A 23881-nucleotide genomic window follows, 5' to 3' on the forward strand; every position below is an offset into this window, starting at 1 on the left:
AGCACGCTGACCGCTCGAGATGAAACGCCGGAGGAAAAAACGGAGCCGACGGAGGAAAGGAAGGGGTTCCATGACTGCGTGGCCCAGCGTGCGCAAGTATCGTAAACAGCCCACGTAACGACAAATGGAGAGTGGCCGCTCGCGATGCGAGCGGCCACTCTCCATTTGTCGTTACTCGCTGCTGTCTGTTGGGGTCCCCGCCGCCCGGGGGGAGCGTGTGGGGCACAGCCCGACGGAGAGCCGTGATCGTCACGACTTCGTCGTTCTGGAGCGCACACCACTCGCCGCGACGGCCGCACCGTCACCTGAACAGCTCCACATGATCCCCCACCCACTCCCGAAACGTCCGCCCCGCCCTCCCCATAATGCGCGCATACTCCCCGGACACCGCCGGCTCCGCACCCACCGCTTCCCGCCAGTCCTTCACGATCTGCCTCACCCACACCTCCGGCACGTACTGCGAGAGCATCGCGACCGATTCCGCTTCGGTCTGCTCGATCACCGACACCGTGCGGCCGATCACCTCGCCGATCGTGGCGACCTGCTCGCGCAGGGTCAACCGTTCAGGCCCTGTGAGGAGAGGCTTCGCCCCGCGCAACGTGTCGCCCGTCAGCGCGACCAGCGCAACGTCGGCGATGTCCGCTTCGTGGATCGGCACCTGCACGGCCTCCGGATACGGCAGCGGCACCGCGCTCTCGCCTTTCACGCTCCAGCTCCACCGCGCCGCGTTGCTGGCGAAACCGCCCGGCCGCAGGAACGTGTATCCCAGCCCCGACGCCTCGATCGCCCGTTCGACGCGCAGGAATCGGGAACCGTTGAAGTCGTCCGACGCTCCGGGGAGAGTCACCGCCGACGACGACAGCAGCACCACATCCCGGATGCCCGATCGCACCAGCTGCGCCACCAGTGCCCCCGGATCCTCGAGATCGGCGTACAGGAACACCCGATCCGCCCCTGCCAGCGCCGGCTCGAACGAGGCAGGCTCGTTCAGATCCGCGGCGAACACCTTCACGTCCGACGGCAGGCTCAGCGTCTGCGGAGTGCGGCTCGTCGCCCGCACCGCCATCCCGCGCTCCACCAGTCCAGAGACCACCAGACTCCCAACGGCACCGCTGGCGCCCACCACCACAACCGACATCCTCTTCCTCCACTCACGAAGAACAATCACGAACAACGTTCGCGAACAATGTTCGTATAGAACATTGATCGTGTCAATTGCTACGATCGACCCATGACCGCATCCACCGAGCCCGTCTCGCGCCGGGACCGACCAGCGAAGGTCCCGCTCTCCCGGCAGCTGATCCTCGATGCAGCTCGGCAGCTGATCCGTGAACGGGGAGTGGAGGCGGTGGCGCTCCGGCACGTCGCTGCCGAGGTCCAGACGGGTCCGGCGTCGCTGTACGCCTACTTCGGCAATCGCGACGTGCTCCTCGAGCACGTCCTCGATTCCGCGTACGCCGAGGTGCAGCTGGTCGATGCCCGCGACGGCGCGTGGCGGCCGGCGCTGGCGGCGACCATCGTCAACACCATCGAGACCCTCGAGTCATACCCCGGCCTCGGCGCGGTGGCACTGGGCACCATCCCGACCCGGCCGGGGGCCCTCCGCCTGGCGGAGCACGAGCTCACCCTGATGGAACTCGGCGGAATCGACCAGGATGCGGCTGCGCTCGGAGTCGATCTCATCGCCCAGTTCGCCGCCGCGACGGCCATCGAGCGCACGTCGCACCCCGACCGCGGGCGAGGCGACGGAGCCCGCGAACGGGTCAAGGCCGTCTACGGCGACGCCGACCCCGCCCTGTACCCCCACGTCGCGAAGCTCGCCGAAGCGCTCACGGGCCCGGATGCGCGCGCCCGCCGCGACTTCGCCATCGACGCCATCCTGAACGGCCTCGCCAGCACACCGTCCCCGTCGGCCACCGCGCGCCACTGACGCAGCCCCCTGTCGGCCCGCCGCGGCTTTCGTGTATACAGAAACGGTGACCACCTTCGAGGAGCTCCTCCACCGCAACCTGCTCGGCGTCTTCAACGAACGCGACGAGGCCAGGCGTCTCCCGGTGCTCGCCGAACTCTACGCACCGGATGCGCGGTTCTCCGACCACGACGGCGTCGCGGTCGGTCCCGCGGCGATCAACGACAAGATCCGCGAGCTGCACGACCGCACTCCCGGCTTCGTGTTCGTTCCCGGAGCGTTCCACGAGGTCCAGGATCTCGCCACCGTCGAGTGGTCATACGGGCCGGCCGGCGCGGACCCGGTCGTGCGCGGCACCGACGTGGCGCTCATCCGGGACGGTCGGATCGCCGCCCTCTACGTGTACCTGCGGTAGGGAAGCGGCACGCGGCCGCCTACTCGGTCAGATCCTCGACGCTCGCGCTTCCCGCGTTCGTCTTCACCGACTCGATCCCGTTCTTCGCCGACGCCTTCGACTTATACCCCTCGGACACCGCGATGATCTCGCCGTTCCCCGCCTTCAACCGGAAGCGGTATTCGCCGTTGCTGGACTGGTAGATCTCGAACTTCCCGGCCATCGTTCGTCTCCCGGTTCGCTGCAGCTCCTGTGCTGTCAGACGAGCACACCCTAGCGGCAGCGATCGCTCCCCGTCGAGAGGCAGATTCGTCGACGAACCCCTCGCATCCCCGCCCGTAACGATATATCGTTGACTATCGTTACCGACTCGATCCGGAGGTACATCATGAACACGTCCTTCCCGGCCGGCGCCACCGGCCCCGGACTCAACGCCGACACCATGTGGCAGGCGTTCGAGCAGCTGCGCTCCACCTTCGAAAAGCGCGTCACGCCGCGCATGGGCCGCGGCGATGTCCGCGCCGCCGTCCTCGTGCTGCTCGCCGAGAAGCCCATGCACGGATATCAGATCATCCGCGAGATCGAGGAGCGCAGCGGCGGCAGCTGGAGGCCGAGCGCCGGTTCCGTCTATCCCACGCTGCAGCTGCTCGCCGACGAGGGGCTGCTCACCGCCGAGGAGTCGAACGGCCGGAAGACGTACGCGCTCACCGAGGGCGGTCGCGCCGAGGCGGAGGCCGCTGGTCCTGCGCCGTGGGAGTCCAGCGCTGGTAGCGCAGGCAACGCCACAGACGGCCCGGGCTTCGGCGCCCTCCCCAAGGCCGCCTTCGAGCTCGCGCAGGCCGCAGGCCAAGTGCGCCGCACCGGCACGCCGGCGCAGGTCGACCAGGCCGCCGCGGTGCTCGACGAGGCGCGGCGGAAACTGTACTCGATTCTCGCCCAGGACTGACGCGGGTGTCGTCGGTTCGTCCCGCTCGCCCTGACCCACAGGCACACGCACACGCACAGGGCGCGGGGTCGACGCGCGCCCGCTACCGCCGCATCCTGCGTTTCGCCGGCTGGAATCTGGCCGTGACCTGGTGGTACGAGCTGTTCCTCCCGCGGATCGGCCTGCAGCGGGTCGCCGATCGCACCCGGTCGAAGCGGATGCGGCGCTTCGCCCAGCGGTTCCACGGCCTCGCCGTCGACCTCGGCGGGCTGATGATCAAGGTCGGGCAGTTCATGTCATCCAGGCTGGATGTGCTGCCTCCCGAAATCACCGCCGAGCTGGAGGGGCTCCAGGATGAGGTGCCTCCCGTCTCCTTCTCGGCCATCCGGGAGCTGGCGGAGGCCGAGCTGGGCGTCCCGCTCGGCCAGGCGTTCGCGCAGGTCGACGAGACGCCGGTCGCCGCCGCATCCCTCGGCCAGGCGCACCGGGCCCGTCTCTCACCGATCGACGCGGCAGACACCGGACTCGATGGCGTCGTCATCAAGGTGCAGCGCCCCGGCATCGGCGCGATCGTCGACGTCGACCTCGCCGCGCTGCGGAAGGTCGGCGGCTGGCTGAGCCGCGTGCGGCTCGTGTCCGACCGGGTCGACATGCCGGCGCTGGTGGAGGAGTTCGCGACCACGAGCCTCGAAGAGATCGACTACCTGCACGAGGCCGCGAACGCCGAGCGCTTCGCCGAGCAGTTCGCCGGAGACCCCAGAGTGGCGGTGCCCGAGGTGGTCTGGGAGCGCACGACCAGGCGCGTTCTCACCCTCCAGGACGTGACGGCCATCAAGATCACCGACACCGACGCACTGGATGCGGCGGGCATCGACCCGGCCCAGGTGGCGCCGGTCTTCGCCTCCGTCATGTTCGACCAGCTGTTCACGAACGGCTTCTTCCACGCCGACCCGCACCCCGGCAACATCTTCGTCACGCCGGTCGCGCCCGTCACCGCGGCAGCCTCGCCAGCACCCGACGCACCCGTCGCACCCGACACCCGGCCCTGGAAGCTGACCTTCATCGACTTCGGCATGATGGGCGAGGTCCCGTCCTCCACCCGCAGCGGCCTGCGCAAGCTGCTGATCGCCGCCGCCTCCCGCGACGGTCGCGGACTGGTGGATGCGATGCGCGACGTCGGCGTGCTCCTCCCGACCGCCGAGACCACCGAGCTCGAGAAGGCGATGACGCACCTGTTCGCCCGGTTCGGCGGCATGGGGTTCGCCGAGCTGCGCGAGGTCGACCCGCGCGAGTTCCGCGACTTCGCCGTGCAGTTCGGCGACGTCGTGCGTTCGCTGCCGTTCCAGCTGCCGGAGAACTTCCTGCTGATCATCCGTGCGATGTCGCTCACCTCCGGGGTGTGCAGCGCGCTCGACCCCGAGTTCAACCTGTGGGACTCGGTCGAGCCGTACGCCGCCCAGCTGCTCCGCGACGAGCGGGGGAACGTCGTCCAGGATCTCGCGAAGCAGGCCGTCGAGATCGCGGGCATCGCCCTGCGCCTGCCGAAGCGGGTGGATGCACTGCTCGACCGCATCGACGACGGCACCGTCGAGGTCCGCTCTCCGCGACTGGAGCAACGCGTCGCGTCCCTCGACCGCACGGCGAGACGGGTGGTCTCCGCCATCCTGTTCGGCGCGCTGCTCATCTCGGGCGCTGTGCTGCATGCGGGGGAGCCGGTGTTCGGCACCGTCCTGATGGCGCTGTCGGTCCTGCCGTTGCTGCACGCCCTGTTCGCGGGCCGGCGCAGACGCTAGCGGCGCCGGCGCTCGCTACAAACTGTCCGGGTCCAGATTCAACGACGTGGATGCGTACAGGAACTGGTTCCCGCCGTCTCCCGGCAGATCCGGGTTCAGCCACAGCAGATACTCCACCGGGATCCCGAACCGCGCAGCCACGTCGGTCGGGTTGTCGCCCGGCGCGATCGCATAGCGCTTCGGCGCGCCGCTCGCCGTGGTCGACGAGACCGTTCCCGTCGCGCCCTGCCTGGCCCCGCCATCCACCGGGTGCACGTTCGACTCCCGCACGGGCACCGACCAGTGGATGCTGTTCACCGCCAGCACCTTGTCCGGCCCGAGCTCCTGCGGCACACCGTCGGCGGAGGCGGCGGCGGAGTATATGACGAGCGTGCCCAGGTAGGACGGCTGCCCGACGTCGCCGAGCAGCGCCGACGACGATGCTCCGGCGGTGGTCGGCCCGCCCAGCGGGTGATCGCCGACCCCGTGGAACGTCAGTCCGTCTCCAACGCTCGGCGGGATCTCCAGCAGCGTCACGGACACCGGGACGGGGACCGACGAGGTGAACCCGGAGTATTCGGCCGTGTACGTGTTGTTGCCGTTCGACACGATCCGGTAGTGGAAGTGGATGCTCCCCTTCGGCGAGGCGACGTCGCCCTGCGCGACGACCGTCCGCGCGGCAACCGGCGTCAGTGTCGCGGGCGGGACGGGAGCAGCGGACGGCGTCGCGCTGCCGACGGCGCCGGTCGCCGTGTCGGAGGTCCGCTTCGGGGTGGGTGTCGCGCTGTGCGTGGTGTGCCGTGCGCGGGTTGGTGTCGGCTGAGCGCCTCCGAAGAGTGCGCATCCGGCCAGAACGCCGGCGATCACCGCTCCGACGCCCAGCGCCGTCGCGAAACGGCGCGTCTTCCCCCTGTGAACCATGCTTCTCCCCGTGTGGCTCCGACGAGCCTAGCGGGGCGGCGGGCGGAAGCGACAGAGCGTCGCAGCCGCCCGCCGGAATATCACGCGCTCAGCAGAACCTTGCCGACGCGCCCTGCCTCGTTGCTCGCCGCGACGGCCGCGTCGATCTGATCCAGCGGGTACGTCCCCGCCACCGGCAGCGTCAGGGTGCCGTCCGACACCCGGGCGATCAGCTCGCCGAACAGCTTCCCGCGCACGTCCGCGGGCATCTCCTTGCTGACGACGCTGCCCCAGAATCCCTTGACCGTGGCCTGCTTGAAGATCACGTCACCGGATGCGAGTTCCAGCGTCGGCGACGCCATCGCGCCGAACACCACGAGCGTGCCGTTGACCGCGAGTGTCGAGAGCACGTCCCCGGCCGACGATCCGCCCACCGAGTCGATCCCGACCGAGATCGGGGCGCCGCCGGTGAGCGCTGCGAGTTCCTCGCGCCAGCCGTCGCCGTCCGTCGCGATGACGCGATCGATCCCCTGAGCGCGCAGCTCGTCGACACCGGCAGCGCGCCGCACGAGCCCGACCACATTGATCCCGCGCGCCGCGCCGAGCTGGGCGACCATCCGACCGACCGCGCCGTTCGCCGCGTTCTGGATCAGCCAGTCGCCCTCGTGCAGATCGAGCGAGTGCAGCAGGCTGAGCGCGCTGAACGGCATCGAGACCAGTTGCGCTGCCGACTCGTCCGGCAGCGCATCCGGAACCGGGATGAGACCGGCCGCGTCGGCGACGAAGTACTGCGCCCACACGCCGAAGGTCCCGCCCGTGACGACCCGCTGGCCGACCGCGAGCGTGTCGACGCCCTCGCCGAGCGCATCCACGACGCCGACGGCCTCGGTTCCGGCCTGCGCAGGTAGCGACGGCTTGAAGCCGTATGTGCCGCGCACCGTCCAGAGGTCGTGGTTGTGGATGGGGGAGAGCAGCGTCCGCACGCGCACCTGGCCTGCGCCGGGCTGGGGGAGCGGCCGCTCTTCGACGGCGAGGACCGTCTCCGGGGCGCCGAACTCGTGGTGCACGAGCGCCTTCATCGTCTCGGTCGCCATGGCTCAGTCCTCCGAGACGGTGATCGTGACGTCGATGTTGCCGCGCGTCGCGTTCGAGTACGGGCACACCAGGTGCGCGGCGTCGGCGAGCGACTGCGCCTCCGACGCCTCCAGGCCGGGGAGGACGACCTCGAGCAGCACGGACAGCTGGTATCCGCCTTCGCCGTTCGGGCCGATCTGCACGCGTCCGCCGACGGACGAATCGGTCAGCGTCACCTTCTTGCTGCGCGCGACCGCCTGCAGGGCGGAGTGGAAGCAGGCCGCGTATCCCGCGGCGAACAGCTGCTCCGGGTTCGTGCCTGCTCCGGAGCCTCCCATCTCCTTCGGAACGGCGAGGTCCAGTGCGAACGAGTTGTCGCTTGTGGCGACGCGCCCGTCACGGCCCGCTCCTGTCGAGAGGGCTTCTGCGGTGTAGAGGACGTTCATCGGTGCCTTTCTTGTGCTTTTCAGTGCTCGACCGGCTGGTGCGCGCCCACGGCGTGCATCGTCTCGGTGAGATGGTGGAGTGTTCCGATCAGGGCCGCTGCCGACTTCTCATCGGGCAGGCCTGTTCCCGCGGCGATCCTGGCCGGGATGTGCGCAAGCTCGGAACGCAGTTCCCGCCCGCGGTCGCCGATGGCGACGGTGACGACGCGTTCGTCCGGCTGCCGCCGTTCGCGCCGCACCAGCCCGGCCTGCTCCATCCGGCGCAGCAGCGGGGACAGGGTCCCCGAGTCCAGCTGGAGGTGGTCGCCGAGCGAGGAGACGGTCTGGTCGCCTTCGATCCACAGCGTCACGAGCACGAGGTACTGCGGGTAGGTGATTCCCCACGGTTCGAGCAGCGAACGATAGGCCTGAGTCGTCGCACGGGTGGCGGCGTACAGGGAGAAGCACACCATCTCATCGGTCACGGGCATATCTCGATGATTGCACGCAATTGAGTTGTGCACAACCTATCGGCGTGAATCGCCCTTGCTAGGCTCGCTGACCATGCCAGCCTCTCCGCCGCCCGCCGTCGACACCTCGCTCCTGACCGCGGTGCGCACCCTCCGCGGCCCGCGCCTCCGGCTGGAGCCGCTCGGCCCCGAGCACCTGGATGCGGTTTGGAGTGGACTGCAGGATGACGAGACCCTGCGTCTCACCGGCACCCGCACCCGGTTCGAACGGGATGCGGTGGCGCGCCACCTCTCCTCCATCCAGTCGGCCGACGACCGGGTCGATTGGGCCATCGTCGACGAGGCGACGGGGGAGTACCTCGGCGAAATCGTGCTCAACGAACTGGAGGAAGAGGATGCGGTGATGAACTTCCGGATCGCCCTCCTCCCTGGGAACCCGGGCAAGGGATACGGCACGGAGGCGACCACGCTGGCTCTCGACCACGCGTTCCACGAGCTCGGCCTGCACCGCGTCACGCTGGACGTCTACTCCTTCAACCCGCGCGCCCAGCGCTCGTACGAGAAGGCGGGCTTCGTCGTCGAGGGGCGCCAGCGCGACACTCTCTACTGGGACGGCGAGTGGGTGGACTCCATCCTCATGTCCGTGCTCAGCACCGATACGAGGCCGTCCTACCTGCCCTGAGGACGCCGGGCGTGTCGCCCGAATTGGGGTACAAACACGTGTCCTCCATTTGACCCACAGACGGAACATTCTGGCTAGGCTCTGGACGAAACGCAGTCACGTCAACCCGAAGGACACGCTGTGAACCCGAACACCCTTTCCTACAACCATGCCCACGACGAGGCCCGACGACAGCTCCGTCGTCACGAACGCGACCTGCAGTGGGCGAAAGATCGCCGCCGCCAGCAGGAACGCGAGCTGGCAGAGGCGCGCGCACTCCTGGCCGCCAGCCCGGCAACCCTCGTCTGGACTCCGCTGACCATCGCCGCCGTCCTGCTCGTCGCAGACGCCGTGCTGGTCTGGGGCGTGCTGAACTCCTCCCTGCTCGGAAGCACCGGCTTCATCGCGGTGTGGGCAGGCGCCGCCTTCGCGGCCGTCGTGATCGCGAAGGTGACCGTCTCCCTCGTCCGGCTGCACGGCCGGCGCCGGGCGGCGCGCAAGCGGGTGCAGGTGCGGGATGCGCGCCTCGCGCACACCCAGTTCCACATCGAGGAGAGCCTCGGCTCGTTCATCGACGGCCACCAGGTCGCCCGCGCCACGCGCTGACCAGAGCCCGCCTACTCCTCGCCGACGTCGATCCCGGCTGCCGCCGCCGCCTCCCGGTATGCGGCGGCCAGCTGGGGGAGCGAATAGTGCGCGTTGAGTCCGCTCGGGCTCGGCACCACCCAGACAGTGGATGCGCCGAGCATCCTGTCCTGTCGGCCGGGCACCGCGCGTGGCTCAGCGAAGGCGACACGGTAGGCGGTCACGCCGAGCAACGCGATCACGCGCGGACGGTACCTCTCCGCCACCCGCTCGAGTCGCCCCCGCCCGGCGATCAGCTGCTCGTCGGTGAGTTCGGACGCCTTCGCCGTCGCGAAGTTCACCAGGGTGGTCAGCCCGACCTTCCGGCGCGCGAGGTGGTCGCGGTCGTCGGGGAGGAAGCCCTCGGACGAGTCGATCACCCTGTCGGTGATACCGGCCAGCCGCAGCGCGGGGTAGAAGCGGTTGCCCCGGTTGGCGAAGCTCGCTCCGATGGCCGCACTGCGCAGTCCGGGGTTGATGCCGGCGAAGACGAGTTCAACTCCGTCGCTGAGAACGTCCGGCAGTTCGGCGCCCCGGTAGGACTCGAGCTCCGCGCGCGTGAACCTCACGCGGCAGCATCCGGATGCTCGCGGAGAAGTCCTGCCAGCACGGCGGCTTCGCTGATGTCCGGGTCCTTCGTCGCGGTCAGGAGTGTGAGGGTGCCCGCCGCGGCGATGCCGCGCAGCCGCTCCAGGATCTCCGCCCGCTGCGGATCGGCGAGCTCGGCCGTGTATCGCTCGGCGAACTCGTCGAAGCGGGCGGGGATGTGCCCGTACCAGGTGCGCAGTTCGGTGGACGGGGCGATCTCCTTCTCCCACGCGTCGAGGTGGGCGCGCTCCCTGCTCACGCCGCGCGGCCAGAGGCGGTCGACCAGTACGCGTGTCCCGTCGTCTGCGCTCGGCTCCTCGTAGATGCGCCGGACCCTGACGCGTGGTGTCTCGGTCATCGTCGTGTCCTCCGCTCGCGTGCCCTCTGCCCCAGCATCCTCGCATCCGGTGCGGAGCGCGGATAGGGTCGGGGAGGGACGTCGGATCCCCGCAAACGCCGCCGTTTGGTGGCCCTGTGGCCCCGACTTCTTCGCGACGCGCCCGGGATGCAACCGTGATTTGCCACCATTCGCGGTATTGCGTAAAGTACTTACTTGTCACCCCAAAGGTGCGGGAGAGCGGAACTGCTCCCCGGCCTCAAGCGGGACCACATCCCCGGTTTTCTTCTCGAATATCCGAGGGTGGTTATCCTCCACTTGCTGAGCTGATCGTCATGCTCGGTCGTGTGATCGGTTGCCTGTTTCAGGCGGCCAGGTTGCGACCGGCTGATTTGACAGGATGGCTTCGAGTGGTAGGGTTGACAGGTTGCCCCATTTTGACCGTGTGATGCGGGATGGTGGGAGCGTCCGATCCTTGAGAACTCAACAGCGTGCACAATGTCAAATGCCAAAAACCTCGTGTTTAGCTTCGGCTAGGCAAGAGATTCCTTTGGATTAGATACAGAATGTCAGTAGATATTCGAAACTAGTCAGATCAACTCGCGGGGAGAACAGACCTTTTTCCGGTCCGCTTCTCGCACAGTGTTTCCCTTCCGCTTTCGGGTGGTTGTGGAGCTAAACATTTACGGAGAGTTTGATCCTGGCTCAGGACGAACGCTGGCGGCGTGCTTAACACATGCAAGTCGAACGATGAACCTGGAGCTTGCTCTGGGGGATTAGTGGCGAACGGGTGAGTAACACGTGAGTAACCTGCCCTTGACTCTGGGATAACCTCCGGAAACGGAAGCTAATACCGGATATGACGTACGGAGGCATCTCCTGTGCGTGGAAAGAATTTCGGTCAAGGATGGACTCGCGGCCTATCAGGTAGTTGGTGAGGTAACGGCTCACCAAGCCTACGACGGGTAGCCGGCCTGAGAGGGTGACCGGCCACACTGGGACTGAGACACGGCCCAGACTCCTACGGGAGGCAGCAGTGGGGAATATTGCACAATGGGCGCAAGCCTGATGCAGCAACGCCGCGTGAGGGACGACGGCCTTCGGGTTGTAAACCTCTTTTAGTAGGGAAGAAGCGAAAGTGACGGTACCTGCAGAAAAAGCACCGGCTAACTACGTGCCAGCAGCCGCGGTAATACGTAGGGTGCAAGCGTTGTCCGGAATTATTGGGCGTAAAGAGCTCGTAGGCGGTTTGTCGCGTCTGCTGTGAAAACCCGAGGCTCAACCTCGGGCCTGCAGTGGGTACGGGCAGACTAGAGTGCGGTAGGGGAGAATGGAATTCCTGGTGTAGCGGTGGAATGCGCAGATATCAGGAGGAACACCGATGGCGAAGGCAGTTCTCTGGGCCGTAACTGACGCTGAGGAGCGAAAGCGTGGGGAGCGAACAGGATTAGATACCCTGGTAGTCCACGCCGTAAACGTTGGGCGCTAGATGTGGGGACCATTCCACGGTTTCCGTGTCGCAGCTAACGCATTAAGCGCCCCGCCTGGGGAGTACGGCCGCAAGGCTAAAACTCAAAGGAATTGACGGGGGCCCGCACAAGCGGCGGAGCATGCGGATTAATTCGATGCAACGCGAAGAACCTTACCAAGGCTTGACATATACGAGAACGGGCCAGAAATGGTCAACTCTTTGGACACTCGTAAACAGGTGGTGCATGGTTGTCGTCAGCTCGTGTCGTGAGATGTTGGGTTAAGTCCCGCAACGAGCGCAACCCTCGTTCTATGTTGCCAGCACGTAATGGTGGGAACTCATAGGAGACTGCCGGGGTCAACTCGGAGGAAGGTGGGGATGACGTCAAATCATCATGCCCCTTATGTCTTGGGCTTCACGCATGCTACAATGGCCGGTACAAAGGGCTGCAATACCGTAAGGTGGAGCGAATCCCAAAAAGCCGGTCTCAGTTCGGATTGAGGTCTGCAACTCGACCTCATGAAGTCGGAGTCGCTAGTAATCGCAGATCAGCAACGCTGCGGTGAATACGTTCCCGGGCCTTGTACACACCGCCCGTCAAGTCATGAAAGTCGGTAACACCCGAAGCCGGTGGCCTAACCCTTGTGGAAGGAGCCGTCGAAGGTGGGATCGGTGATTAGGACTAAGTCGTAACAAGGTAGCCGTACCGGAAGGTGCGGCTGGATCACCTCCTTTCTAAGGAGCATCTGGCATCCCGGTGTTGAAAGACGCTGGTGGTGTCCAGGCGCCAGATCGAGACGAATGTTCTCGCTGGTAGCTCATGGGTGGAACATTGACATTGGTGCGGAGCTGATCGGCTCGGACTCAGTACGCTTCTTTCGGGGAGTTGGAACGGTTCGGACCCGGATGTTCCGCATATGCACGCTGTTGGGTCCTGAGGGACCGGGCCTCACCCGTAAGTGGGTGGGAATCGAACCTCTGGACCTTTTCTTGTTGGCCATGATTGGCTGGCGGAGAGGGTACCGCCCGTACTTTGAGAACTACACAGTGGACGCGAGCATCTTAGATTCGAGACTTTCGAGTCTCGGATCACAAGATCAAATCGACACTCCTTTGGAGTGTTGGTAGATCATTGGTCAATCTGCTCACCTTCGGGTGGGCCGATCGATTCATAAACTCATGTGATTTCAAGTTTCTAAGAGCAAACGGTGGATGCCTTGGCATCTGGAGCCGAAGAAGGACGTAGTAATCTGCGATAAGCCTCGGGGAGTTGATAAACGAACTTTGATCCGAGGATTTCCGAATGGGGAAACCCCGCTGGGCCCGTAAGGTGACCCAGTGACTCCCGCCTGAATATATAGGGCGGGTAGAGGGAACGTGGGGAAGTGAAACATCTCAGTACCCACAGGAAGAGAAAGCAAAAGCGATTCCGTTAGTAGTGGCGAGCGAAACCGGATCAGGCTAAACCGATCATGTGTGATAGCCGGCAGGCGTTGCATGGTCGGGGTTGTGGGACTTTTCTGCTGCTTCTGCCGAACAGCGAACGTTACAGAGGAATATAGGCGAATGGTTTTGAAAGGCCAGTCATAGAGGGTGCCAACCCCGTAGCCGAAATGTTCTGATGGCGTGAAGAGTATCCCAAGTAGCACGGGGCCCGAGAAATCCCGTGTGAATCTGTCAGGACCACCTGATAAGCCTAAATACTCCCAGATGACCGATAGCGGACAAGTACCGTGAGGGAAAGGTGAAAAGTACCCCGGGAGGGGAGTGAAATAGTACCTGAAACCGTTTGCTTACAAACCGTTGGAGCCTCCTTGTAGGGGTGACAGCGTGCCTTTTGAAGAATGAGCCTGCGAGTTAGCGATATGTGGCGAGGTTAACCCGTGAGGGGTAGCCGTAGCGAAAGCGAGTCTGAATAGGGCGATTCAGTCGCATGTCCTAGACCCGAAGCGAAGTGATCTATCCATGGCCAGGTTGAAGCGACGGTAAGACGTCGTGGAGGACCGAACCCACTTAGGTTGAAAACTGAGGGGATGAGCTGTGGATAGGGGTGAAAGGCCAATCAAACTTCGTGATAGCTGGTTCTCTCCGAAATGCATTTAGGTGCAGCGTTGCGTGTTTCTTGCCGGAGGTAGAGCTACTGGATGGCCGATGGGCCCCAAAAGGTTACTGACGTCAGCCAAACTCCGAATGCCGGTAAGTGAGAGCGCAGCAGTGAGACGGTGGGGGATAAGCTTCATCGTCGAGAGGGAAACAACCCAGACCACCAACTAAGGTCCCTAAGCGCGTGCTAAGTGGGAAAGGATGTGGAGTTGCACAGACAACCAGGAGGTTGGCTTAGAAGCAGCCACCCTTGAAAGAGTGCGTAATAGCTCACTGGTCAAGTGATTCCGCGCCGACAATGTAACGGGGCTCAAGCACGCCACCGAAGTTGTGGCATTGACATTAGTGGTAGGCCTTCGTGGTCCAGCCGTGTTGATGGGTAGGAGAGCGTCGTGTGGCGAGTGAAGCGGCGGTGTGAACCAGCCGTGGACGCTACACGAGTGAGAATGCAGGCATGAGTAGCGAAAGACGGGTGAGAAACCCGTCCTCCGAAAGACCAAGGGTTCCAGGGCCAGGCTAATCCGCCCTGGGTAAGTCGGGACCTAAGGCGAGGCCGACAGGCGTAGTCGATGGACAACGGGTTGATATTCCCGTACCGGCGAAGAACCGCCCAAGCTAATCCAGTAATGCTAAGTGTCTGAATCCCCTTGATCGAGGCCTTCGGGTTGAGACGAGTGGGCCTAGCACACGACCCTATGCTGGTGCGGCTAGCGTATTAACAGGTGTGACGCAGGAAGGTAGCCGAGCCGGGCGATGGTTGTCCCGGTCTAAGTGTGTAACCCGAGAGATAGGCAAATCCGTCTCTCATGAAGGGCCAGGCACGATGGGTAGTCTTAAGTGACGAAATCGGTGATCCTATGCTGCCAAGAAAAGCATCGACGCGAGGTTCCAGCCGCCCGTACCCCAAACCGACTCAGGTGGTCAGGTAGAGAATACCAAGGAGATCGAGAGAATCGTGGTTAAGGAACTCGGCAAAATGCCCCCGTAACTTCGGGAGAAGGGGGCCTGAGGCGTGAACGGACTTGCTCCGGGAGCGTTTGACGGCCGCAGAGACCAGTGGGAAGCGACTGTTTACTAAAAACACAGGTCCGTGCTAAGTCGCAAGACGATGTATACGGACTGACGCCTGCCCGGTGCTGGAAGGTTAAGAGGAACGGTTAGCCGTAAGGCGAAGCTGAGAATTTAAGCCCCAGTAAACGGCGGTGGTAACTATAACCATCCTAAGGTAGCGAAATTCCTTGTCGGGTAAGTTCCGACCTGCACGAATGGCGTAACGACTTCCCAGCTGTCTCAACCGCGAACTCGGCGAAATTGCACTACGAGTAAAGATGCTCGTTACGCGCAGCAGGACGGAAAGACCCCGTGACCTTTACTACAGCTTGGTATTGGTGTTCGGTGTGGCTTGTGTAGGATAGGTGGGAGACTGTGAAGCGGGCACGCTAGTGTTCGTGGAGTCATTGTTGAAATACCACTCTGGTCACTCTGGATATCTAACTTCGAACCGTAATCCGGTTCAGGGACAGTGCCTGGTGGGTAGTTTAACTGGGGCGGTTGCCTCCCAAAAAGTAACGGAGGCGCCCAAAGGTTCCCTCAACCTGGTTGGCAATCAGGTGTCGAGTGTAAGTGCACAAGGGAGCTTGACTGTGAGACTGACAAGTCGAGCAGGGACGAAAGTCGGGACTAGTGATCCGGCAGTGGCTTGTGGAAGCGCTGTCGCTCAACGGATAAAAGGTACCTCGGGGATAACAGGCTGATCTTGCCCAAGAGTCCATATCGACGGCATGGTTTGGCACCTCGATGTCGGCTCGTCGCATCCTGGGGCTGGAGTAGGTCCCAAGGGTTGGGCTGTTCGCCCATTAAAGCGGTACGCGAGCTGGGTTTAGAACGTCGTGAGACAGTTCGGTCCCTATCCGCTGCGCGCGTAGGAAATTTGAAAGGATCTGACCCTAGTACGAGAGGACCGGGTTGGACGAACCTCTGGTGTGTCAGTTGTTCCGCCAGGAGCACCGCTGATTAGCTACGTTCGGGATGGATAACCGCTGAAAGCATCTAAGCGGGAAGCCGGCCTTGAGATGAGATTTCCATGCCTTCGGGCGAGAGGCTCCCAGCTAGACTACTGGGTTGATAGGCCGGATGTGGAAGTGGGGACTAAAGACCCATGGAGCTGACCGGTACTAATAAGCCGATAACTTGACAATCACTACTCACACACATGTTGTAAGGCTGGTGTGTGAGGCCTGAAGAATGCTTGCGTCCACTATGTGGTTCTCGATGTACGGTCGAGAACCGAACCAATCAGCTGATTGGTCCGTTCACTTTGATACATCAATAGTGTTTCGGCGGCCATAGCGAGAGGGAAACGCCCGGTCACATTCCGAACCCGGAAGCTAAGACTCTCTGCGCCGATGGTACTGCAGGGGGACCCTGTGGGAGAGTAGGACACCGCCGGACTCCCTTTTAGAAAGAGCCACCCCACACCGGGTGGCTCTTTCGCATTTAACACCACCACAACACCACACAGGCGGCTATATGCCGGTGCGGACATGAAGAAAGGGCCACCCGAAACCGGGCGGCCCTTTCTGCGTTGTGGCAGGGGTGCTGGCGCTACTTGTGGCGCGGCTTGCGCGCCGGGCGATCGTCGCGGTCCGCCCGCGGAGCGCGGTCGTCGCGGTGGACGGTGCCGCCCCTGCGGTCGGGGCGCAGCTCGATGAGCTTGCCGCCGATGCGTGTGCTCTCGAGGCGCTGGAGGACGTCTCCTGGCAGATCCGCCGGCAGCTCCACCAGGGAGAACGCGGGGAGGATCTGGATGGCTCCGAAGTCCTCGCGGCTCAGGCCGCCCTCGTTGGCCAGGGCGCCGACGATCTGGCGCGGCTCCACCTTCTGACGGCGGCCCACCTCCAGACGGTACGACGCCATCGGCTTGCCGCTCGGACGGCTGCGGCGCTCCGGACGGTCCGAACGACCGGAGCGGTCGCCCCGGGAGTCGCGGGTGTCGCGTCCGTCGCGCGAGTCGCGCGTGCGCTCCGCGCTGCGGCCGTCGCGCTCCACCCGGCGGGAGAGCTCGTCCTCGGGGGAGAGCAGCAGCGGCTCCTCGCCCTGAGCCACCACGGCGAGTGCCGCGGCCACGTCGGCCTCCGGCACGTCGTGGTGCTCCACGTAGTGGGTGATGATGTCGCGGAAGCGGGCGATCCTGTCCTCCTGGCCCAGCGCATCCGTGATCGCGTCGTCGAAGCGCGCCAGGCGCGTGACGTTGACGTCCTCGATCGTGGGCAGCTGCATCTGGGTCAGCGGCTGACGCGTGGCCTTCTCGATCGCGGCCAGCAGCCGGCGCTCACGGGGAGTGACGAAGCTGATCGCGGCGCCGCTGCGGCCGGCGCGGCCGGTGCGGCCGATCCGGTGCACGTACGACTCCGTGTCGATCGGGATGTCGAAGTTGACGACGTGGCTGATGCGCTCCACATCGAGACCGCGGGCGGCCACATCCGTCGCCACCAGGATGTCGAGCTTGCCCGACTTCAGCTGGTCGACGGTGCGCTCGCGCTGAGCCTGGGCCACGTCGCCGTTGATGGCGGCGGCCGAGTATCCGCGGGCGCGCAGGCGCTCGGCGAGCGTCTCCGTCTCGTTCTTGGTGCGGACGAAGACGATCATGCCCTCGAAGTTCTCGACCTCGAGGATGCGGGTGAGCGCATCCACCTTCTGCGGGTACGAGACCATCAGGTAGCGCTGCGTGGTGTTGGCCGAGGTCGTGGTCTTGTTCTTGACCGTGATCTCTTCCGGGTCGTGCAGGTACTTCTTGGAGATGCGGCGGATCTGGGCCGGCATCGTGGCGGAGAACAGCGCCACCTGCTTGTCGTCCGGGGTGTCGGCGAGGATCGTCTCCACGTCTTCGGCGAAGCCCATTTTGAGCATCTCGTCCGCCTCGTCGAGCACGAGGTACTTGAGCTCGGAGAGGTCGAGGGTGCCCTTGGCCAGATGGTCCATGATGCGGCCGGGCGTGCCGACGACCACGTGGACGCCGCGGCGGAGCGCGGACAGCTGCACGCCGTAGCCCTGGCCGCCGTAGATCGGGAGGACGTGGACGCCGCGCACGTGCGCTGCGTACTTCTCGAACGCCTCGCACACCTGCAGCGCGAGCTCGCGCGTGGGTGCGAGGACGAGTGCCTGCGGGGTCTTCTGGGAGGTGTCGAGCCTGGACAGGATCGGCAGCGCGAACGCCGCCGTCTTGCCGGTGCCTGTCTGGGCGAGGCCGACGACGTCGCGGCCTTCGAGGAGGAGTGGGATGGTCGCGGCCTGGATGGCGGACGGGGTCTCGTAACCCACGTCCTTGAGTGCCTTCAGCACAGCCCCGTCGAGTCCCAGCTCAGAGAATGTCGTCGCTTCGCGGGCAGTCTCTGCCTCGTCCTGCGCTGTATCCGGTGCTGTCATACGTTCAACGGTAGTCCTCAGCGGGCTCAGCCGCTCGCGCGAGCCTGGCGTCGCGGGCCGCGCGGGTCGATGATGACAGGTGTGACGACACCGGATGCGCGGAGCGGACGCCGGCCATGAACCCGGCGGCACGGCGAGTGCAGAGGATCTACCTGACCCTGCTGCTCGGCAACACGCTGGCCGCGTCCTTCATCTGGGGCATCAACACGCTGTTCCTGCTGGACGCCGGGCTGACCAACTTCGAGGCGTTCGCTGCGAACGCGTTCTTCACCGCTGGGATGGTGGTCTTCGAGATCCCGACCGGCGTCGTCGCCGACACCGTCGGCAGGAAGGCGTCGTATCTGCTCGGCACGGTCACGCTGTCGGTGACCACCGCGCTGTACTGGATGCTCTGGCTCTGGCACGCCCCGTTCGTCTGGTGGGCGCTCGTGTCCGTGCTGCTCGGGCTCGGCTTCACCTTCTTCTCCGGCGCCGTCGACGCCTGGCTGGTGGACGCGCTGGCCGCCACCGAGTACACCGGGAGTCTCGAGGCGGTGTTCGGGCGCGGGCTGGTGGTGACCGGCATCGCGATGTTCGCGGGCTCCGTGCTCGGCGGGGTGATCGCCCAGGCGACGAACCTGGGGGTGCCGTTCCTGCTGCGGGCGGGGGTCCTGGTGGTGATGTTCGTGTTCGCGGCGGTGGTGATGAAGGACATCGGGTTCACGCCGGACAGGTCGATGGGGCCGCTCAAGGCGACGAGGAACGTGCTCGTCCAGTCCATCGACCACGGGCTGCGGAAGCGCTCGGTGCGCTACGTGATCCTGTCTGCACCGTTCGCATCCGGGGTCGGCATCTACGCCTTCTATGCGCTGCAGCCGTACCTGCTGGAGCTGTACGGGGATCCGACCGCGTACTCGGTGGCCGGGCTGGCGGCGGCGATCCTGTCGCTGGCGCAGGTGGCGGGCGGCGTGCTCGCCCCGCGCATCCGGGGGCTGTTCGCGCGGCGGACCACCACAGTGATCGGCGCGTCGCTGTGCAGCGTGGTGGTGCTGGTGGTGCTCGGGATCACGAGCCTGTTCTGGCTGGCGGTGGTGTTCCTGGTGGTGTGGGGGTTCGTGTTCGCGGTGGCGGGGCCGGTGCGGCAGGCCTACCTGAACGACATGATCCCGTCGAAGCAGCGGGCGACGGTGCTCTCGTTCGACTCGCTGTTCGGCAGCCTCGGCGGGGTGTTCATCCAGCCGGCGCTCGGGCGCGCGGCCGACGCCTGGGGGTACGGGACGTCCCTGGTGATCGGTGGGGCGGTGGAGCTGATCGGGATCCCGATCCTGTACCTGAGCAGGCGGCAGCGCGATCCGGCGGACACGGACGCGGTGCGCGGTGAGGCCGAAACGCGGTGACGGCTCAGGCGCCGACCTCCGCGAGGGCCTCGGCGACCGCCTGCTCGACCGAGAGTTCGCGGCCGGCGGCGATGGCCGCATCCAGGGCAGCGCCGTCGCCGGCGACGGTGAGCCGGTCGAGGTATTTCTGGTGGAAGGTGAACGTCGGTCCGTTGTGCAGACCGCTGCGCTCGCGCAGCGCCCTGGCAGCGCCGGCCAGCCGCCCTGCCCGGTCCACGTCTCCCGCGATGGCGGCGATGGCGACCATGCCCTCCAGGCCGTACGCCAGACCCTCGACGTGGCCGAGCGCGGCGGAGACCGTGACGCTGCGGGCGAAGTCGGCCCGGGCGTCGTCCGTCTCGCCGAGCATCAGCTGCGCCCAGCCCAGGTGGTAGGTGGCGATCCGCTCTCCGACCGCATCCCCGGCGGAGCGGGTGAGGGCGAGGCTCCTCGCGAACCGGTCCCTCGCCTCCTGGATGTCCTGCTTCCGCAGCGAGACGCGGCCGAGGAGGACGAGCGCCATCGACTCGCCCCACACGCTGCCGCTGGAGCGGAACAGGCGCAGGCTCTCCTGCATGACCTCCTCCGCGCGCTCCGGGTCGGGCTTCGCGCCCGCAAGCAGCGCGAGGGCGAGGGAGATGCGGGTCAGGCCCTCGCCGTCCGGATCGTTCACGCTGCGGAACAGGTCGGCGCTCTCCGCGAGCTCGGCGGCGACGCTGCCGTCCGGGTCCTTCCAGAACATGATGGTCCTGGTGAAGTAGAGGGCGATCGCCCTGGTGTGGTCGGTGAGGTCGCTTCCCGAGTCGAGGGCCTCGTCCATCCAGGTCCTGACCTCGCCGAGCAGGCCGGAGACCCACCAGTAGAGGTAGAGGCTGTACGCGAGGTGGGCGGCGCGGTCCCAGTCGCGGCTGCCGAGCAGGAACCGCTCGGCAGCGCGCAGGTTGTCCCGTTCGTCGCCGAGCCGCCGCAGCCACTCGCGCTGCCTGCCGCCCTTCAGTTCCTCTTTGGCGCTGTCGCCGAGCGAGAGCACGAAGCGGGCGTGCGCCTCGCGGGCGGCGTGCAGCAGACCGGCGTCCCACAGCTGCTCCCTGGCGTACTCGCGCACGATGGCCTGCATGGCGAACCGGGCGCGCCCATCCCCGTCCTGCTGCCGGACCAGGCTGCTGTCGACGAGGGCGGCGAGGTCGCCGAGGACGTCGCGGACGGCAGCGGCTCCCTCCGCGCTCGCGTCCGCACCGATGACCTCCGACCCGATCGCCTCCGCCGCCTCCAGGGTGAAGCCGCCCTCGAACACGCCGAGGCGTGCGAGCAGCCTGCGCTGGTCGTCGTCGAGCAGCTGGGTGCTCCACTCGATCGTCCTGCGGAGGGTCTGCTGCCGTTCGGGGAGGTCGCGGGAACCTCCGACGAGCACCGAGAGGCTGCGGTCGAGCCTGTCGAGCAGGTCGTCGGGGGAGAGCACCCGGATGCGCGCGGCGGCGAGCTCGATGGCCAGCGGCATCCCGTCGACGGCCGCGCAGACGCCGGTGACCGCCGACCGGTTCTCGTCCGTGACCTCGAAGTCCGGCTTGACGGCGTGGGCGCGCTCGACGAAGAGGCTGACGGACGAGTCCTCCGGGAGCGGACCGACCTCGAAGCTCTGCTCGGCGGTGAGCCGGAGCAGCGCGCGGCTGGTGACCATCATCGAGACGCCCGGCGCTGCGGCGAGCAACGCGGTGAGGGTGGGAGCGGCGGTGAGCACCTGCTCGAAGTTGTCGAGCACCATCAGCAGGTGCCTGTCCTGCAGGGCGGTCGCCAGGTTCTCCATGATGGGGGCGTCTCCGGTGTCCCGGACGCCGAGCGCCTGCGCGATGGCGGCGGGCACCCGGTCAGGGTCGTGGACGGCCGACAGGTCGACGAACACGGCGCCGTCGACGAACGCGGGGGTGACGGCGCGCGCCGCCGCGAGGGCGAGGCGGCTCTTGCCGATGCCTCCGGGGCCGGTGAGCGTGACGAGGCGGGCGCCAGCGCTGTAGAGGTCGCGGATCGCATCCAGGTCGGCGTGGCGGCCGATGAGCCCGGTGAGCGGTTCGGGAAGCCGGACGGGCTCCGCGACCCTGTCGGCGTCGGCGGGGACGTCGAGCGGCACGAACGACCTGCTCTGCTCGAAGCGCTCGGCGAGCAGAGTGGCGAGGTCGGCCTCGACGAGGCGGGCCAGCTCCTTCGCCGACTCGAAGTACTTGTACGCGGCGCGGTCGTCGTCCCTGATGCGGTTGAGCAGCTCGGTGAGCTTGGGCTCCCGGCGCTCGGCGGGCGTCTTGACGTAGAGCAGGCGGGGGAGGTCGTCCGGGCAGAGGTTGTACTCGTCCTCGAGGCCGGAGACCTCCTCCTCCGGCGCCACCCAGCCGTAGCGTTCCCAGTAGAGGCCGAGGAACACGTCGCTCTGTTCGAGGTATGCGCGGTACAGATCGCGGGGCGGATGCGGGCGGGCGCCGAGCTCGAACATGACGGGCGCGAGGTGCAGGCGCTCGATGGCGGACCGCGCGGCGCGACGCTCATCGGCGAGCTCTTGCAGCGTGGAACTGACGAAGATCCGCAGTCGTTGATCCGGAGTGCGGATAACATGAGGGCCCCTCATAACTGCATTCTGTTGCGGGTGGCAACAATAGTCCAGTGTTTGCGGGCGATTCGGTGCGCCGCGGGCGGGGGAGGCGCACACTGGGGACCGTGGACGGGGACGGCGGAGACACCTGGGAGCGCGGCGACGCGTACGAGCGGTACGTGGGGCGGTGGAGCAGGCTGCTGGCTGTGCCGTTCCTCGACGGACTGAGTGCTGGCCCCGGACTCGACTGGCTGGATGTGGGGTGCGGCACCGGAGCGCTGACCGGCGCGATCCTCGACAGGTGCGACCCGGCGTCGGTCGTCGGGGTCGAACCGTCGGACGGCTTCCTGCGCTCGGCCGCCGAGAACCTGGGCGGGAGGGCCAGGCTGCTGCGGGGGTCGGCAGACGCGCTTCCTCTGCCCGGCGCATCCATCGACGTCGCCGTGTCCGGGCTGGTGCTGAACTTCGTGCCGGAGGTGCAGGCGGCGCTCGCCGAGGCGGTCCGGGTGGTGCGGCCGGGCGGGATGGTCGCGGCGACGGTGTGGGACTACGGCGGCCGGATGGAGTTCCTGCGCTGCTTCTGGGATGCGGCGGTCGAGCTCGATCCGGCGGCGGCCGAGCTGGACGAGGCCGCCCGGTTCCCCCTGTGCCGGCCGGAGGCGCTGGGGGAGGAGTTAGCCGCCGCCGGCCTGACCGGCGTGACCGTACGAGCGATCGACATCCAGACCGTGTTCGGCGACTTCGACGACTACTGGACGCCGTTCCTCGGCGGGCAGGGGCCGGCACCGGGCTACGTCGCGGGGCTGGATGCCGCAGCACGGGACCGGCTCCGCGATCACCTGGTCGGGCACCTGCCGATCCAGGAGGACGGGACCATCCCGATGGTCGCGCGCGCCTGGGCGGCCAGCGGAAACCCGGGCTAGTCGGTGGGCCTCCCCGGTGAGAGGATGAGCCCATACCGAAAGCACTGACGAGGAGGTCGTGCGATGTGTAGATGGCTGGCATATTCCGGAGGGCCGCTCAGACCGTCGACCCTGGTGCTCGACGCGCAGAATTCGATCGTCGCGCAGTCGCTCAACTCGTCTCTCGGAGCAGAGCCGGTCAACGGCGACGGCTTCGGCCTCGGCTGGTACCCGAGCGGGGGAACCCGCGACGACACCCCCGCGATCTTCCACAGCACGGAACCGGCGTGGAACGACGCCAATCTGCGGGAGCTCTCGACGGCGATCGAGAGCCCGATGTTCTTCGCGCACGTGCGGGCGGCGACGCATCCACCGATCCAGCAGACCAACTGCCACCCGTTCCGCCACGAGCACTGGATGTTCATGCACAACGGGGCGATCGACGAGTTCCCGACGATCAAACGGGACCTCACGATGGCGGTCGACCCCGCCCTGTACCCGTACATCCAGGGCACGACGGACAGCGAGGTGCTGTTCTACCTCGCCCTCTCCTACGGGCTGCGGGACGACCCGATCTCGGCGGTCGCGGCGGCCATCCGGAAGGTCGAAGAGATCGGGCACGCGCACGACATCCGGTTCCCGATGCAGGGGACTCTCGCCGTGGCGGACGGGAAGACCATCTGGGCGTTCCGGTATTCGACGCAGCACAGGACGCGGTCCCTGTTCCACTCGGTGGACATCCCGACCCTGCTGGAGATGTACCCGGACATCGAACGCTTCAAGATCTTCGACCGGCGCGCCCACCTCGTGGTGTCCGAACCGCTCAACGACCTGCCCGGCGTGTTCCTGGAGGTGCCGGAATCGACGGTGGTCGTGCTCGACGGGTCCGGATATCACCACGAGGCGTTCCTCGACGACGAGCACGAGGTCGAGCGGAGCGGGGAGCCTGCCCTGCACGGCTAGACTCC

General features: G+C 66.2%; 19 protein-coding genes and 3 rRNA genes. 12 read left to right on the forward strand and 10 right to left on the reverse strand.

What is annotated here, in order from left to right:
• Positions 1-301: 301 nt before the first annotated feature.
• Complete coding sequence (locus HF024_RS05890) at positions 302-1138, reverse strand: NAD(P)H-binding protein (RefSeq protein WP_168688959.1); 837 nt, start codon at positions 1136-1138, stop codon at positions 302-304.
• A gap of 93 nt (positions 1139-1231) precedes the next feature.
• Between HF024_RS05890 and HF024_RS05895 the strand changes: the two genes are divergently transcribed.
• Positions 1232-1930: a TetR/AcrR family transcriptional regulator gene (locus HF024_RS05895; RefSeq protein ID WP_168688960.1), complete on the forward strand. Its 699-nt coding sequence runs from the start codon at positions 1232-1234 to the stop codon at positions 1928-1930.
• A 46-nt stretch (positions 1931-1976) separates the two neighbouring features.
• Positions 1977-2324 carry a nuclear transport factor 2 family protein gene (locus HF024_RS05900; protein ID WP_168688961.1) on the forward strand — a complete coding sequence of 116 codons (348 nt, stop codon included), beginning with the start codon at positions 1977-1979 and terminating at the stop codon, positions 2322-2324.
• Positions 2325-2343: 19 nt separating this feature from the next.
• Here the strand turns inward: HF024_RS05900 and HF024_RS05905 are convergent, their stop codons facing one another.
• Complete coding sequence (locus HF024_RS05905) at positions 2344-2526, reverse strand: YegP family protein (RefSeq protein WP_085371400.1); 183 nt, start codon at positions 2524-2526, stop codon at positions 2344-2346.
• 165 nt (positions 2527-2691) lie between these two features.
• Here HF024_RS05905 and HF024_RS05910 point away from each other — a divergent pair, with 165 nt between their 5' ends.
• Positions 2692-3249 (forward strand): PadR family transcriptional regulator, encoded by a 558-nt coding sequence (locus HF024_RS05910; protein ID WP_168690792.1) that lies wholly within the window; start codon positions 2692-2694, stop codon positions 3247-3249.
• Positions 3250-3365: 116 nt separating this feature from the next.
• Positions 3366-5021, forward strand: a complete 1656-nt coding sequence (locus HF024_RS05915) for an AarF/UbiB family protein (protein ID WP_247597412.1) — start codon at positions 3366-3368, stop codon at positions 5019-5021.
• A 15-nt stretch (positions 5022-5036) separates the two neighbouring features.
• Here HF024_RS05915 and HF024_RS05920 read toward each other — a convergent pair whose 3' ends face one another.
• The 4 genes from HF024_RS05920 to HF024_RS05935 all read right to left on the reverse strand — a co-directional run bounded on the left by HF024_RS05920 (position 5037) and on the right by HF024_RS05935 (position 7890).
• A complete protein-coding gene (locus HF024_RS05920) occupies positions 5037-5921 on the reverse strand; it encodes a LysM domain-containing protein (RefSeq protein WP_168688963.1) in 885 nt (294 codons plus the stop codon).
• An 80-nt stretch (positions 5922-6001) separates the two neighbouring features.
• Complete coding sequence (locus HF024_RS05925) at positions 6002-6979, reverse strand: zinc-binding dehydrogenase (protein ID WP_168690793.1); 978 nt, start codon at positions 6977-6979, stop codon at positions 6002-6004.
• 18 nt (positions 6980-6997) lie between these two features.
• Positions 6998-7420: an organic hydroperoxide resistance protein gene (locus tag HF024_RS05930; protein ID WP_085371404.1), complete on the reverse strand. Its 423-nt coding sequence runs from the start codon at positions 7418-7420 to the stop codon at positions 6998-7000.
• Positions 7421-7440: 20 nt separating this feature from the next.
• On the reverse strand, positions 7441-7890 hold the full coding sequence (locus tag HF024_RS05935) for a MarR family transcriptional regulator (protein WP_210724030.1): 450 nt from the start codon (positions 7888-7890) through the stop codon (positions 7441-7443).
• A 73-nt stretch (positions 7891-7963) separates the two neighbouring features.
• Between HF024_RS05935 and HF024_RS05940 the strand changes: the two genes are divergently transcribed.
• On the forward strand, positions 7964-8551 hold the full coding sequence (locus tag HF024_RS05940; RefSeq protein WP_168688964.1) for a GNAT family protein: 588 nt from the start codon (positions 7964-7966) through the stop codon (positions 8549-8551).
• A gap of 120 nt (positions 8552-8671) precedes the next feature.
• Positions 8672-9136 carry a hypothetical protein gene (locus tag HF024_RS05945; protein ID WP_168688965.1) on the forward strand — a complete coding sequence of 155 codons (465 nt, stop codon included), beginning with the start codon at positions 8672-8674 and terminating at the stop codon, positions 9134-9136.
• Positions 9137-9147: 11 nt separating this feature from the next.
• On the opposite strand, the gene HF024_RS05950 is transcribed toward HF024_RS05945, so the two are convergent.
• Together HF024_RS05950 and HF024_RS05955 are read right to left on the reverse strand one after the other, a co-directional pair.
• Positions 9148-9723 (reverse strand): mismatch-specific DNA-glycosylase, encoded by a 576-nt coding sequence (locus HF024_RS05950; protein WP_168688966.1) that lies wholly within the window; start codon positions 9721-9723, stop codon positions 9148-9150.
• Entirely contained in the window at positions 9720-10100 is a 381-nt protein-coding gene (locus tag HF024_RS05955; protein WP_168688967.1) for a DUF488 family protein, read from the reverse strand. Before HF024_RS05955 ends, HF024_RS05950 begins: the two co-directional genes overlap by 4 nt.
• A gap of 661 nt (positions 10101-10761) precedes the next feature.
• Here HF024_RS05955 and HF024_RS05960 point away from each other — a divergent pair.
• The 3 genes from HF024_RS05960 to rrf all read left to right on the forward strand — a co-directional run bounded on the left by HF024_RS05960 (position 10762) and on the right by rrf (position 16104).
• A 16S ribosomal RNA gene (locus HF024_RS05960) occupies positions 10762-12285 on the forward strand.
• A gap of 450 nt (positions 12286-12735) precedes the next feature.
• Positions 12736-15851: ribosomal RNA gene (locus tag HF024_RS05965) — 23S ribosomal RNA — on the forward strand.
• A 137-nt stretch (positions 15852-15988) separates the two neighbouring features.
• Positions 15989-16104 (forward strand): 5S ribosomal RNA (gene rrf, locus HF024_RS05970).
• The 16S, 23S and 5S rRNA genes sit together here, the layout of an rRNA operon.
• A 153-nt stretch (positions 16105-16257) precedes the next feature.
• Here rrf and HF024_RS05975 read toward each other — a convergent pair.
• Entirely contained in the window at positions 16258-18078 is a 1821-nt protein-coding gene (locus tag HF024_RS05975) for a DEAD/DEAH box helicase (RefSeq protein WP_168688968.1), read from the reverse strand.
• 116 nt (positions 18079-18194) lie between these two features.
• Between HF024_RS05975 and HF024_RS05980 the strand changes: the two genes are divergently transcribed.
• Entirely contained in the window at positions 18195-19454 is a 1260-nt protein-coding gene (locus HF024_RS05980; RefSeq protein ID WP_168688969.1) for an MFS transporter, read from the forward strand.
• Positions 19455-19458: 4 nt separating this feature from the next.
• Here the strand turns inward: HF024_RS05980 and HF024_RS05985 are convergent, their stop codons facing one another.
• Positions 19459-22047 carry a DUF4062 domain-containing protein gene (locus HF024_RS05985; RefSeq protein WP_168688970.1) on the reverse strand — a complete coding sequence of 863 codons (2589 nt, stop codon included), beginning with the start codon at positions 22045-22047 and terminating at the stop codon, positions 19459-19461.
• Between the two features lie 89 nt (positions 22048-22136).
• On the opposite strand from HF024_RS05985, the gene HF024_RS05990 reads away from it, so the two are divergent.
• Entirely contained in the window at positions 22137-22934 is a 798-nt protein-coding gene (locus HF024_RS05990; protein ID WP_168688971.1) for a class I SAM-dependent methyltransferase, read from the forward strand.
• A 63-nt stretch (positions 22935-22997) separates the two neighbouring features.
• Positions 22998-23876 carry a class II glutamine amidotransferase gene (locus HF024_RS05995; protein ID WP_168688972.1) on the forward strand — a complete coding sequence of 293 codons (879 nt, stop codon included), beginning with the start codon at positions 22998-23000 and terminating at the stop codon, positions 23874-23876.
• Positions 23877-23881 lie beyond the last annotated feature (5 nt).

It is taken from the genome of Leifsonia sp. PS1209 (assembly GCF_012317045.1).
Taxonomy (GTDB): Bacteria; Actinomycetota; Actinomycetes; order Actinomycetales; family Microbacteriaceae; genus Leifsonia.

What these genes read in the sequence shown, in the direction of transcription:
- HF024_RS05890 (WP_168688959.1), bottom strand. Translation starts at nt 1,138, where the DNA reads ATGTCGGTTGTGGTGGTGGGCGCCAGCGGTGCCGTTGGGAGTCTGGTG.
- HF024_RS05895 (WP_168688960.1), top strand. Translation starts at nt 1,232, where the DNA reads ATGACCGCATCCACCGAGCCCGTCTCGCGCCGGGACCGACCAGCGAAG.
- HF024_RS05905 (WP_085371400.1), bottom strand. Translation starts at nt 2,526, where the DNA reads ATGGCCGGGAAGTTCGAGATCTACCAGTCCAGCAACGGCGAATACCGC.
- HF024_RS05910 (WP_168690792.1), top strand. Translation starts at nt 2,692, where the DNA reads ATGAACACGTCCTTCCCGGCCGGCGCCACCGGCCCCGGACTCAACGCC.
- HF024_RS05920 (WP_168688963.1), bottom strand. Translation starts at nt 5,921, where the DNA reads ATGGTTCACAGGGGGAAGACGCGCCGTTTCGCGACGGCGCTGGGCGTC.
- HF024_RS05925 (WP_168690793.1), bottom strand. Translation starts at nt 6,979, where the DNA reads ATGAAGGCGCTCGTGCACCACGAGTTCGGCGCCCCGGAGACGGTCCTC.
- HF024_RS05930 (WP_085371404.1), bottom strand. Translation starts at nt 7,420, where the DNA reads ATGAACGTCCTCTACACCGCAGAAGCCCTCTCGACAGGAGCGGGCCGT.
- HF024_RS05935 (WP_210724030.1), bottom strand. Translation starts at nt 7,890, where the DNA reads ATGCCCGTGACCGATGAGATGGTGTGCTTCTCCCTGTACGCCGCCACC.
- HF024_RS05940 (WP_168688964.1), top strand. Translation starts at nt 7,964, where the DNA reads ATGCCAGCCTCTCCGCCGCCCGCCGTCGACACCTCGCTCCTGACCGCG.
- HF024_RS05955 (WP_168688967.1), bottom strand. Translation starts at nt 10,100, where the DNA reads ATGACCGAGACACCACGCGTCAGGGTCCGGCGCATCTACGAGGAGCCG.
- HF024_RS05975 (WP_168688968.1), bottom strand. Translation starts at nt 18,078, where the DNA reads ATGACAGCACCGGATACAGCGCAGGACGAGGCAGAGACTGCCCGCGAA.
- HF024_RS05980 (WP_168688969.1), top strand. Translation starts at nt 18,195, where the DNA reads ATGAACCCGGCGGCACGGCGAGTGCAGAGGATCTACCTGACCCTGCTG.
- HF024_RS05985 (WP_168688970.1), bottom strand. Translation starts at nt 22,047, where the DNA reads ATGAGGGGCCCTCATGTTATCCGCACTCCGGATCAACGACTGCGGATC.
- HF024_RS05995 (WP_168688972.1), top strand. Translation starts at nt 22,998, where the DNA reads ATGTGTAGATGGCTGGCATATTCCGGAGGGCCGCTCAGACCGTCGACC.